The organism is Pectinatus haikarae (genome assembly GCF_015732185.1).
GTDB lineage: Bacteria > Bacillota > Negativicutes > Selenomonadales > Selenomonadaceae > Pectinatus > Pectinatus haikarae.
This window is the reverse complement of record NZ_WIQM01000016.1, coordinates 549,521-561,754: the sequence shown is the minus strand read 5'-3', so window position 1 is coordinate 561,754 and position 12,234 is coordinate 549,521. Positions and strand designations below refer to the sequence as shown.

At 38.8% G+C, this 12,234-nt stretch carries 10 protein-coding genes and 1 riboswitch; of the genes, 5 read left to right on the top strand and 5 right to left on the bottom strand.

Annotated elements, in window-relative coordinates:
* Positions 1–55 precede the first annotated feature (55 nt).
* From I6758_RS13240 to I6758_RS13230, 3 genes are read left to right on the top strand one after another with little or no spacing between them, the layout of a single operon-like run.
* Entirely contained in the window at positions 56–979 is a 924-nt protein-coding gene (locus I6758_RS13240) for a homocitrate synthase/isopropylmalate synthase family protein (RefSeq protein WP_196605713.1), read from the top strand.
* Between the two features lies 1 nt (position 980).
* Positions 981–1,760: a beta/alpha barrel domain-containing protein gene (locus I6758_RS13235; RefSeq protein WP_196605712.1), complete on the top strand. Its 780-nt coding sequence runs from the start codon at positions 981–983 to the stop codon at positions 1,758–1,760.
* Complete coding sequence (locus I6758_RS13230; RefSeq protein ID WP_231038674.1) at positions 1,741–2,199, top strand: Lrp/AsnC family transcriptional regulator; 459 nt, start codon at positions 1,741–1,743, stop codon at positions 2,197–2,199. The genes I6758_RS13235 and I6758_RS13230 overlap by 20 nt, the downstream gene beginning before the upstream one ends.
* A 188-nt stretch (positions 2,200–2,387) precedes the next feature.
* On the opposite strand, the gene I6758_RS13225 is transcribed toward I6758_RS13230, so the two are convergent.
* Positions 2,388–4,106: a methyl-accepting chemotaxis protein gene (locus tag I6758_RS13225; RefSeq protein ID WP_196605711.1), complete on the bottom strand. Its 1,719-nt coding sequence runs from the start codon at positions 4,104–4,106 to the stop codon at positions 2,388–2,390.
* Positions 4,107–4,180: 74 nt separating this feature from the next.
* Positions 4,181–4,271: riboswitch (cyclic di-GMP riboswitch) on the bottom strand.
* A gap of 295 nt (positions 4,272–4,566) precedes the next feature.
* Here I6758_RS13225 and I6758_RS13220 point away from each other — a divergent pair.
* Both I6758_RS13220 and I6758_RS13215 read left to right on the top strand, forming a co-directional pair.
* Entirely contained in the window at positions 4,567–5,484 is a 918-nt protein-coding gene (locus tag I6758_RS13220) for a LysR family transcriptional regulator (RefSeq protein ID WP_196605710.1), read from the top strand.
* A 98-nt stretch (positions 5,485–5,582) separates the two neighbouring features.
* On the top strand, positions 5,583–7,361 hold the full coding sequence (locus tag I6758_RS13215; protein ID WP_196605709.1) for a GGDEF domain-containing protein: 1,779 nt from the start codon (positions 5,583–5,585) through the stop codon (positions 7,359–7,361).
* A gap of 98 nt (positions 7,362–7,459) precedes the next feature.
* Here the strand turns inward: I6758_RS13215 and I6758_RS13210 are convergent, their stop codons facing one another.
* From I6758_RS13210 to I6758_RS13195, 4 genes are all read right to left on the bottom strand, one after another.
* Positions 7,460–7,771, bottom strand: coding sequence for an HU family DNA-binding protein (locus I6758_RS13210; protein ID WP_196605708.1), 312 nt, complete (start codon positions 7,769–7,771; stop codon positions 7,460–7,462).
* Positions 7,772–7,997: 226 nt separating this feature from the next.
* Positions 7,998–8,987 (bottom strand): Gfo/Idh/MocA family protein, encoded by a 990-nt coding sequence (locus I6758_RS13205; protein ID WP_196605707.1) that lies wholly within the window; start codon positions 8,985–8,987, stop codon positions 7,998–8,000.
* Positions 8,988–9,096: 109 nt separating this feature from the next.
* The gene (locus tag I6758_RS13200) at positions 9,097–10,992 is read right to left on the bottom strand and encodes a fructose-1,6-bisphosphatase (protein WP_196605706.1); all 1,896 of its coding nucleotides are present in this window, start codon (positions 10,990–10,992) and stop codon (positions 9,097–9,099) included.
* Between the two features lie 246 nt (positions 10,993–11,238).
* The gene (locus tag I6758_RS13195; protein WP_196605705.1) at positions 11,239–12,228 is read right to left on the bottom strand and encodes an endo alpha-1,4 polygalactosaminidase; all 990 of its coding nucleotides are present in this window, start codon (positions 12,226–12,228) and stop codon (positions 11,239–11,241) included.
* Positions 12,229–12,234 lie beyond the last annotated feature (6 nt).

Here is a 12,234-nt window from a genome sequence, read left to right as displayed (position 1 = left end):
ATTTGCACGAATATCATTTATTTCTTCGTGCCTGTCTTCAAAAGGAGGCGGTAATATGATAACAGATGCTACTCTGTGTTATGTGGACACTGCATCTAAGTGGCAGCAGAAGCTGATTTTAAAATGTCTGGAGAGACTGCCTGTAGATGCGGTGGAAATGACTGTTCCTGTATGGCAAAATATAGCCGATATGGCAGTTCTTCCTGCTCAAAAATATATTCTGCGCATAAATGACTATGAAGATATATGGCATTATAAAGGGGCTTATCGTTATGTATTAACGGCAAAGGAATATGCTGCCGCAAAAAAACAGCTGATCAGGCAGAATGTTTACAATGCATCAGGAAAAAAGATTGAAACACGGATTATTGGTTTGACACGACTGTCTGTTCTTGATATCGAAGCGATATTCACACATTGGAGTGGCGAGCAAAAACCAGTTTCCTTTGAACCATTCGATTCCCTCAATCAGGCAACGGCGCTTGCTTTTGCATGGCATAAGCGCGGACAGCAGGCGGTGACGTCGTTTTGTGGAATAGCCGATCATGCTCCTTTGGAAGAAATACTACTGGCGGCTCATCTGGCAGGAATTGTACCAATGAGAGAAAAAATGAACTTTAGATTATTGAAGAAGATTGTATCTGCAGTTTTAGGAATATCCATACCTGTAAATAAACCTGTTATAGGTGATGCCATATTTGCCGTGGAATCGGGTATTCATGTTGACGGAATAATGAAAAATCCGCAGCTTTATGAACCTTATCCACCGGAATTCATCAATGCGAAGCGCCGTATTATTTTAGGCAGTACATCGGGCAGGAAGGCTGTGGAGGTCAAGCTGAAAGAACTCAAGCTCAGCTGTCGCAGATTGGACACAGCTGCTATTCTTGAAAAAGTAAAGGAAAAATCACGTATCTTGTGCCGCTCGCTAACAGATAAAGAATTTTATGATCTGGTAGAAATGATGGGACGTGTTTGAGATGATGGCTCCATATATTCATATTGTTGATACGACGCTGCGTGATGGTACTCAAAGCCCTCTTATTATGTTCAGTGATAAAGAAAAAATTGCTGTGGCCAAAATGTTAGATGAAAAAGGCGTTTATCAGATAGAGGCAGGTATCCCGGCCATCGGAAAAAGTGAGCAGGAAATCATAAAGAAAATAAAGCAAGTCTGCCATAATGCCCGCATAGCAGTGTGGAATAGGCTGAATGCCGATGATATAAACACTTCTCTTGCATGCAATGCTGATATAATCCATATAAGCATCCCGGTCTCATACAGGCAGATACACGAAAAGCTGAAGAAAGATGAGACTTGGCTGCTGCAGGAAATAGATAAAGTTGTCTATCCGGCAACAGGCAATAAAGCAGAAGTTACTGTCGGCATGGAAGACGCATCAAGAGCGCAAATGGATTTTATGCTGGCAGTAGTGCGTAAAGTAAAGCAATTTGGCGTTGGCAGGGTGCGATTTGCCGACACGGTAGGCATTATGACGCCCCTTGCCGTGCATGAGCAGATCAGCAGGCTTATACAGGAAACGTCTATAGATATAGAATTTCATGCGCACAATGATCTGGGCATGGCTGTGGCCAATTCAATAGCAGCCGTACAGTCCGGTGCTTTTTTCATTGATACTACAGTAAATGGCATAGGGGAACGCTGCGGCAACTGTGATATGGACAAATTCATTTTTGCCGCTTCATCAATATTTAACAGCGATAAAAATGAGAGGGTTAATGGTGAAGAAAATGGATAAAACAGATAAAGCAATATTAAAGAATTTGCAAAAAAATGCGCGGATGACAATTTCCGATTTGAGTGTTGCTATTTCCTTGTCAATGCCGGCAGCCAGCGAGAGGCTGCGCAAATTGGAAACCTCAGGAGTCATAAAACAATATACAGTAATATTGGATCCGGAAAAAATAAACAAGCATTTGATGGCACTCATGTTTCTGCGCTTTGCCAGCACTACGGCCGGTGAAGAATTTGCCGAATATGCAAAAACAGAACCGGAGATAAATGAATGTTATTATATCACAGGGGATTTTGATTACTATTTGAAAATAATAACGGAAGATGCACGTACGCTGAAATCATTGCTGTCCAGGATAAAAAATCATCCGGGATTGGTAAAAACTTCCAATCTTGTTGTTTTATCGAACATAATTGATAATGTTTCGGCCCTGTCGGATTAATAAGATTATTTATTATACTGTAAAGTCAGCGGTGTTTGAAGGAAAGAATCACTGAGTATCAGTGTTACGGAAAAGAAAAAGCCTTTGATCGATCAAAGAAGAAATGTGCCGTAGGAAAAAGATCATTGAGAAAATATATAAAAATACCCTGCTGGATAAAAATAATCCGCAGGGCGTTTTGCATATTATCAAACCTTAAATTCCTGAACCATAGCTTGCAGATTTTCTGCTAATTTTGCCAGTTTACCGCTGGCTGAGGCTATTTCTCCCACAGTGGCTGATTGTTCTTCAGTGGCTGCTGATATATTCTGTGTCTCATCAGAAGCCTTTTTGCTTTCTGTGTCTATGGAATCGACGGCATCAACAACATTTCTTGAATGCTGCGTTACTTTATCGACTGATGCAGATATTGCCAATATCTGTTCAGTCATGGTCTTTACCATATACAGTATCTGCTCAAAGTTCTTTCCGGTATTGGCGACGACAACGGTTCCGTTGTCCACTTCGTTTTTGCTGTCATTCATATAATTTACGGCACTGTTCGTCTGCTTCTGAATCTGTCCTATGATCTCGGTGATTTGTTTTGCCGCAGATTGGGATTGTTCTGCAAGCCTTCTTACTTCTTCGGCCACTACAGCAAAACCTTTTCCTGCTTCGCCGGCACTGGCTGCTTCGATCGCTGCATTCAGAGCCAATAAATTAGTTTGGCCGGCTATACTGGAAATAACATCAACAATCTGACTTATTTGTGCAGATCGTGCATTGAGCTCTTCGATAACCGCGGCTGTATCATTTGTTTTATTTTCAATGATTTTCATTTGATCCATAGCCTGCTGGATGGACGCTTCACCGTCATTGGCCGCAGCTGCGGCTTTCTCAGCCGAATTAGCGAGTGTTCTGGTATTGGATGAGACTTCAGTGACTGCAGCAGAAATGTGTTTTACAGTACTGCTGGCCTTATCGGTCAGTTCAAGCTGCTTCTCCGCACCGCTGGCGACTTCTGTAACGGAATTTGCGACCTGATCGGAGGTTTGTGCGGATTGATCGGCACTTGCTGAAAGCTCCTCCGAAGATGCTGCCAGCTGTTCAGCTGAATTATGTATCTGCTTGATAAGTTCACGCAGCTTGCTGCGCATTGTTCCCATTGCTCTTCCCAAGCTGCCTATTTCATCATTATAATAATGTGAATTATCGGCAGTATTTTTAAAATCTCCGGCAGAAAGTTCGTCAACTTCTTCCATCAAACTATGCAACGGTATGGAGATGTAACGGGAAATAAGCAATCCCAGACCTCCCGATAAAATTATTGCTGCTAAAGTTATTATCAGGGTTATATTGTCATTTAAAGAAGCAATTTTATTGCCAAGTTGATTCTCCTGTTCGGCCAGCTGATTTTCGTAATTGGATAAATCATCAAGGGTTTTATTGATATCAGTCAGATGCTGAAGAGCGTTTTTCTTGAAATAAAGTATGGCTTCTTCTTGATTACCAGCCACCGCCATTGAAATAGCAGTTTGCCATGCTTCACGGTATATTTTTGTATCTGCCTTAATTTTTTCTATATCATTTTTTTCGGTCTCATCGAGAGTGCGTTGTTGAAATTTATCTAAAAAGTCAATATATATTTTCTTATGTTCCTCAAGTGACCCCAGCAATGTCTGCTGTTCGGCAGAATCTCTGGACGCAAATATGGAATATGTTATGGCTTCATTTCGTCTGCTTTCCGCCCGGGCCGAATTTAGCAGCTGAATAGGCTGCAATCTGTCTGTATACATGATATTGAGTTTTTCTGAGAGTATCTGAGTCGAATAGTGACTGGTATATCCTACAATAATAAGAAATATCACTACTGAAAAGATTAAGAGGCTCAATTTGGACTTAATTTTTAGGTCAGCTAATCGTTTCATAAATTTGTCTCCTCCGATAAGTATTTTTTGTTTGTCTAAAATTTGTGCACATGAAAAAAGCTGCACAAATAAATTTATGCAGCCTGGCGATCAGTGCAAATATTTTATCAGCACAGACCCATAGCTTTGCGTCCTTATTTTTCAATAAGTTTGCCCATAATATCTTATTACAGCATACAATGAAAGATGTAAAGAAAATCCCCGAATAGGCCCGCAAAAAAAATGTTGATTTTTTTGCATGAACTATGGACTATTTCTACATGGCGGGAATAGTCATATTACCTGAAAAACCACATCTTATATATTACTATAATATTTATTATTTTTCTAGAAAATTTTACATAAAATATAATATTAAAAAAATATATTATATTGCATTGCACATAAATAATTTGTATTACCATAGCTTAAATGATATAATTCGATAAAAACAATAGAAAAAATGATATGAGGATAAAATATGACTCTGAGACATATGAAAATTTTTATCTGCGTCTGTGACGAGAATAATATGACAAAAGCAGCAGCCAGGCTGCATATGACACAACCCTCAGTGAGTCTGGCTATCCATGAAATGGAAATTTACTATAAAACTGTTCTGTTTGAGCGTTTGGGACGCAGATTGTTCATTACAGAAGCAGGAAAACAGCTTTTGATATATGTACGTCATATAGTGAATTTAAATAAGCAGATTGAAACCACTATGCAATGCTATGGTGTTCAATGCAGTCTGCGTGTCGGAGCAAGCATGACCATAGGTGAGGCAGTTCTGATAAATTTGCTGGAAGAAATGCGCAAAAAAAATAAAAATGCTGAAATATTATCAGAAATACATAACACAAAAGAATTAGAAAATATGCTTTTGAAAGATGAATTGGATATAGCTATGGTAGAAGGGAGAATCCGCTCGGAATATTTAATTGTTCAGCCATTCATGGCAGATGAACTTGTTTTTATCACAGCAGCACATAATAGTATTCTCGAAAAGAAAGAGATATCATTGGAAGATGCTGCGGAACTGAATTTTTTTGTCAGGGAATCCGGCAGTGGGACGAGAGAACTGTTCGAGCAGATGATGCAGTCGCATAATAAAAAAATTAAAATCGCCGGTGTTTACAATAATGCTGAAGCCATCAAAAAAGCAGTCATTGCCGATCTGGGAGTGAGTGTTATTTCACGCAGGATAATCGGACCTGAGTTGGAGCAGGGGAAACTGAAGGTATTTTCAGTCAGTGATGTTATTTTAAAAAGAAGTTTCAATATTGTCTATCATAAAAATAAATATATTTCTCCATTATTAAAAAGCTGGATAAAAATTTGTCACGACTTTGAAGGGGCGGTATTATCTTCCCTCAATGCGAAATCTGCCGAAAAATAAATTATTTATCAAATAAATAACAAATTTATAACAATCGCATAATAAAAATCCTTTAAACTGAACGGAGTACCAGCTAATCGGGAGGAGAAGGTTTATCTTTGAATGAAAGTGGCGAGTTGAAGATGATTCTGGAAAATAAACTTATAACACCAGTGTATCAACCTATCGTTGCCTTAAAAAATGGGGAGATTTTTGCCTACGAAGCGCTCAGCCGGGGACCGGAGGGCAGTCCGCTTCATCCGCCTGATGCACTTTTCGCACTTGCCGAAAAAGAGAAATGCTTGTGGCATTTGGATTATCTCTGCCGCAGCCTGGCCATAAAAAATGTGGAAAATATTCTGGGCAGTAGAAAATTGTTTTTAAATGTAGATGCGCGAATTTTATATGATCGCAATTTTCATCAAGGGTCTACGGCGAAATTTCTGCAGCAATGCAATTTGAATGAAAGGGATATAGTATTTGAAATAAGTGAAAAAACAACAGTTGATGACTATAAATCCTTTTGCGCTGTATTGGAAAACTATCAATGCCAGAATTATAAAATAGCCATTGATGATGTGGGCGCAGGTTATAGCGGGCTGAATCTTTTGGCGCAGATAGCGCCTCAATTTATAAAGCTTGATATCGGCCTTGTAAAAGATATAGATAAAAACCATATCAGAAAATCTATTGTCAAAGCTTTAGTCGGTTTTGCCCATTCTGCCAATATAAAGATAATTGCAGAGGGAATAGAACGCAAGGAAGAACTGAATATTCTTATTGAGCTGGGTGTCGACTATGGACAGGGTTTTTTTCTGGGACGGCCAAAACCGGAGCTTTTGGAACTGGAAGAAAGTATTGTGTGTTATATTCGTGAAGTAAACAGGGAAAAAGAAAATTTTCGCTTAAACACGCTGCTGAATATGACTATCGGTGAAATAGCATCTAAGCAGACGACCTTTTCTTCCGAAACGATGGGACATGTTATTTTGGATTATCTTCGTTCCATGCAGGAACCTTTGGATGTAATAATTGTGGATGAGGGTATTCCGGCAGGAATATTGAATTATAATATGTTTTATCAGCATCTTGCAACTAAATATGGCATATCGCTGTACAGTAATCGTCCCATCCGTTTGCTGATGAATAACAAACCCTTGATTGTTGATTATGAGACCTCCATAGAAGAAACATCCCAACAGGTGCTCAACAGGCAGAACGGATGCACATATGATGCCATCATTGTCGTAAAAGACAGTAAATACTACGGAACGGTAACTATAAAAAAACTGCTTGAGGTCACCACCAAATTGGAGATAAACCGTGCCCGCCATGCCAATCCGCTTACGGGACTGCCCGGGAATAATGTGATAGAATGGACCCTGGCTGCTTATTTGGAAAAATTTATACCCTTCGCGGTCATTTACATCGATATAGATAATTTTAAGGTATATAATGATGTTTACGGTTTTGAATCAGGGGATACGGTGCTTATAGCAACGGCCAGGCTGCTGCATGAAACACTGAACAAATATACGAAGAAATTTTTTCTCGGACATATAGGCGGTGATGATTTTATAGCGTTTATTCCCGCGGATGAAATATCAGAAGTATGTAATATGCTCATAAAAAATTTTGATATGGAAAGTAAAAATTTCTATTCGGCCAAACACCGAATGGAAAAATATATCGCTGCTGCCAACAGGAATGGGCAGATAGAAAAGTTCCCGCTGATGACGGTCTCTCTGGCCGTTTTAAGAATAACCGGTAAGGATGGCCTTACCTCTACGATATTGGCATCGAAGGCGGCTGCCGTAAAGAAAAAATGCAAGGCGATTCATGCAAGTACTTTTATAATAAATGATTATGGTAATATGAATTTGAAATTACCGCAATAAAACAGAGGCTTAATATCCGCTTGAATATAAAAAGAAGAAAACTCCCTGCAATTGATTTTACAATCAGATGCAGGGAGTTTTCTTCTGAGCATGCGAATTTATTTTTTAGCTTTTTTGGTTTTTTTAGCCTTAGGTGCAATATTTATTTTTTCTTTAAGTTTTTTCCCTATTTTAAAAGTTGCTGTTTTTGATGCAGGGATTTTTATTTCGGCACCGGTCTGCGGATTGCGGCCTTTCCTTTCGGCACGTGCTTTCACTTCAAAAGTGCCGAAGCCGATAAGCTGGACATTGTCGCCTTTCACAAGGGATTCTTCAATGGTTGCCAGAACCGCATTTAACGCTATTTCTGCATCTTTTTTAGTAGTCTCCATTTTTTGTGATACTTCAGTAACTAAGTCTGCTTTGTTCATATTATCCCTATCCTTTTCAAAAAATTATATTTTATACACTATTTTACCATATAAAGATAGTTTTTTCTTTATATATAATGATAAATTTATATAGAATTTTATTATTTTCAGGGCTTTTGAGCATCATCGGATTCATGCAACCATTATACTGCTTTCCAGAGTATATTGTAAGGCTTTTTCAGAGATTTAAATAGAATTTTACAGGATACAGATATGTCTGTGCTGTCTATAAGATTTTTTTATCTTTTTCTTCCGGATAGTATAATTGCCACTCATCACGCATTCCTGACATCATATTCATAACATCAATAGTGTCACTAAGACGCAGTATTTGAAAATCACCCTTTACAGCTTCTTCCATATCTTCCATTTCATATTGCAGAGCACGTTGTCTGTCCCCTTCTCTGATCATTGTTTTTTCACCGGATTGTGCATCGACGATGACCGCTTCGCAGGCACGCGGATATTCCATGATTTCTATATAGCATTTCTCACAGGAAATCACTGCCCTTTTAGGCTGCTTAGAATGCAGAGATAAGGAAATCACTGCCATTTCCCCCTCTGCGTTTGTCATGACTATCCCGGCCTTTTCATCGACACCTGTGGGGGCATAACGAACTTGGGATATAATTTTGTCAGGTTTTGATGCCAAAAATATTCGTGCAAGCGAAAGGGCATAAACACCTATGTCCAACATGGCGCCGCCGGCCAGATTTTTATTGAAAAATCTGTTTTCCATATTATATTCTTTGAAGCTGCCAAAATTAAGCTGGATGAGATTTACCCGGCCAAACTCTCCGGTTTTGTACATATTTGCTAATTTTTTATAAAGGGGCATATGATAGATCGTCATAGCTTCACCGAGAATGACCTTGTTTTTTTCAGCCAGCTCCACTGCCTCACGCAGTTCAGCGGAATTAAGCGTAATTGATTTTTCACATAAAACATGCTTGCCCGCGGCAAGAGCTTCCCTGAGAAAATTGATATGGGTATTATGCGGAGTGGTTATGTAGATGATATCCACCTTATCATCATGGAACATATCATGATAATTTTCATAGATATGCTCTATACCATATTTTTCTGCAAACAATACCGCTTTACTGTAAGTGCGGTTGCCGACAGCGTAGACTTTTTTCCCGGCATTTTTCAATGCGGATGCCATTTCATTGGCGACAACGCCTGTTCCCAGAATTGCCCAATTTATGTTTTTCATTGTGTTACCTCCCGCGTTTACACTAAGATATCTGCGAAGCTGTGCCGGCAGATATTAAAACTATCTTAATTTTAATACAGAAATGGAAAAATAGCTATATAGAATATTCTTATTCCAATGGTTTTAATATCCCGTTTTTATAGAGCAGCATCAAATGATACAAATCGTTTATCTGTTCCTGGATTTTTTCACCTTCTTCAGTATCGGCGATGGTTGTCTGATAGCTTTGCACCTCAACTGATTCAGATACTGATTCGATATCTTTATTATTCATAATAGCGGCTTTTACGTTTGTAAAATCACGATGCTCTATCAATCTCAATCCGCGGGAATTTGAAACAAGTGTAAATCCTGCGATGCCTGTTTTTTTGTGATAAGCCCGGCAGAAGCCGCCGTCGATAACAATAGCTTTTCCCTTTGCTTTTATAGGAGTCTCACCGTCCTTTACCTTTATCGGTACATGTCCGTTGATAATATGTCCGTGATTCGGATCCAAGCCAAATTCCTGCAATAATTGTTCACAAAACCAATCTTTGTCATAATAGCGAAAATAAGCGTCGGATGGTTCTTCCCAAAGACTTTTATCCTTTACAAAAATACGTTCGAATGTTTTCATTTCCCGTCCGGAGACGGGTGAATTTATTCCGCACCATAAATACCACATAAAGTCTATAGTGAATTGATCTTTTTCACCAAAATAGGCTTGCCGTATTTTTTGTTCCACATAATCCAAATAGGCTCTGCCGCTGTAATTTTTTCCTTCTAAATGAATACTTCTGAAGCGGCCTTCATCATCAACAGGAACACATCCATGGAACAGTAAATTCCCATTATAACATTTGTACAGACTGCCCTTTTTGTAAAGAAACTGAATATGCCGCTGCAGTTGTCTGCTTTCTATGAAAGATGACTGGAGACCTCTTATGATCTCGTATTCTTCTTCGGTTAAGCTGAAGGGAGCAGACGGATCTATTGTTGGGAAATAGTCAGTCTGCATTTCATATTCTTTCTTATGAGAAAGAAAAAAATGTTCCTTATAATTTATTTTATGCAAAAGAAGGCGTTCTTGCATAGCAAAATCCGGATTCCTTTTGATGATAGCGGCCTCCTGCTTGAAAAGAATAACAGCTATTGCCTTTTGAGCCGCTTCGATGGGGTTGTCATGGGGATACATTCTTGCCGCAAACAAAAAAAGAGGGCGGACACTTATAGCATAACCTCTTTCAAGAACCTCAATGTTATTGTATTTCAATGTTATGCGTACGACCTCTGCGATGCAGGTTTCACTGCCGCAAGCGGCTCCCATCCAAAGAACATCATGATTTCCCCATTGGATATCGATACTGTGGTGTTCCATCAGCATATTCAAAATAGCATCAGGACGTTTGCCGCGATCAAAAAAATCACCCACAATGTGAAGTCGGGCCACGGCCAGTCTTTTGATTAATACAGTAAAGGCAAAGATAAAATCATCGCCGCTGCCTATACTGATAAGTGTATCAAGCATTTTCTGCCGATAAACACGGGGCACATAATCGGCATCCGGCCGGCCGCGCAGCAGCTCGTCGATTATTGAACCATAGCCTTCAGGAATAGCATTATTGATTTCGCGGGGTTGATATTTATATGACATAAATTTTGATAAATCAAGAAGATTTAAAATAGTCTTTTTATAATATTCGGGAGAAAGTAAATTTTTCTTTTTCAATGTCGTTAATTTTTCCAGCGGATAATATATAAGAGTACAAAAATCTGCCTTCTCTTCATCAGACATTTTTTCTGTAAAAACTTTGTCTACTTTTTCTTTTATTACGCCGGAACAATTATTCAATATATGAAAAAACGATTCATATTCACCGTGCAGATCACTCATGAAATGTTCAGTCGGTTTTGGCAGACTCAAAACACCGTTTAAATGAATAAGCTCAGCGTAGACAGATTGACGGGTCGGATATTTTTCAGACAACAACTGCAGGTATTTATACCATTGTTCTTGTGCAATCATTTATTCATCGACTCCTTTTTATGCGCGTTCTCAAATCAAGTTACCAATGTGTTATTAAACATACCATTTTATATCAGTAATGTAAAGAAAACATTGATTAAATGAAAGTATAAAAAGAATGAATGAAGAAAAATATCCTTTTCCGTCATTGCAAAGCACGCTGGCGAATTCTGCCGGCAGTTCCGGAAATATAGAATGATTTGCAGGCTAACAAAAAATATGCTTTAGGGAATCTTTGCGATTATTTCATTCAAAGTTTTGATAGCCGTCCACTATGTCCAGAAAAGCTCCGTCGAAACCGGCAGATATGATTTTATCAAGATAAGCGTTTTTGGTACCGTAAATAATTTTCTGCCATTCCTTACGCCAATATTTTACAGGATAATTACCCTGCCATTGGTCGTTCTTAGTGACTATCCAGTCAGGAAGTTCCTCATTCCATTGTGTCTGCCAGTAGTATCTGTAGTCTTCTGCCTCACCTATACTCATATATGAATACACAAGACGTCTATGGCCGTCGGTTTTTGTTTTGAGATAATTTAAGTCTTCTGAGGATAACGGACTGCCATTATAGTATAAATCGATTATTAGAAGATCTGCAGAAGATGTTTTTAATTTTGACAGGTAATCTGCTTTATCAGTAAATTTTTCAGGGTTGAGCAGAATGATGAAGGACTTGACGGTATTCAGTGTATTTATATCACGATTTTTGTCGTTTTTTTCCAGGCTGCCGTATTCCAGAGAGGTCAGCTCTTTATATCGTGCGGGGAATGTGACGATATGTTCCGCATTATTTTTTTCTATTGCTGTCAATGCGTTTTGTTTATCATCTCCGCAGTAATCGACAGAAAGGATGAGCTTACTATTGCTGTGAAGAACAGCAATAGAATCAGTTATGTATTTTTTTGTTTCGACAGACGTCTGTACACCGCCGTTGTGATTGTCATCCCATGTGTATTGAGAACCTTCTATCAGTGCGCCGTTTGCCGCACCCAGAAGCTGCCCGGCGTAGCCGGCAGGCACTTCGCTGCTCTGATAAAGTTCCAGGCCGTTATTGGTGATAAAACCAAAGTCATGTTTTTGGTTTTTAGCGTAAGAAGATATATCGCTAATGAAATCAATCATTTTTGTTCTGTAAAAATACGGAGAATTTTCTGCTGCATCATTTGCTTTGCATTCTGTGAAAGGGATCGTCAGCGAAAGTAACATTATACAGATAAAAAATTTTCTTTTCATATCCGT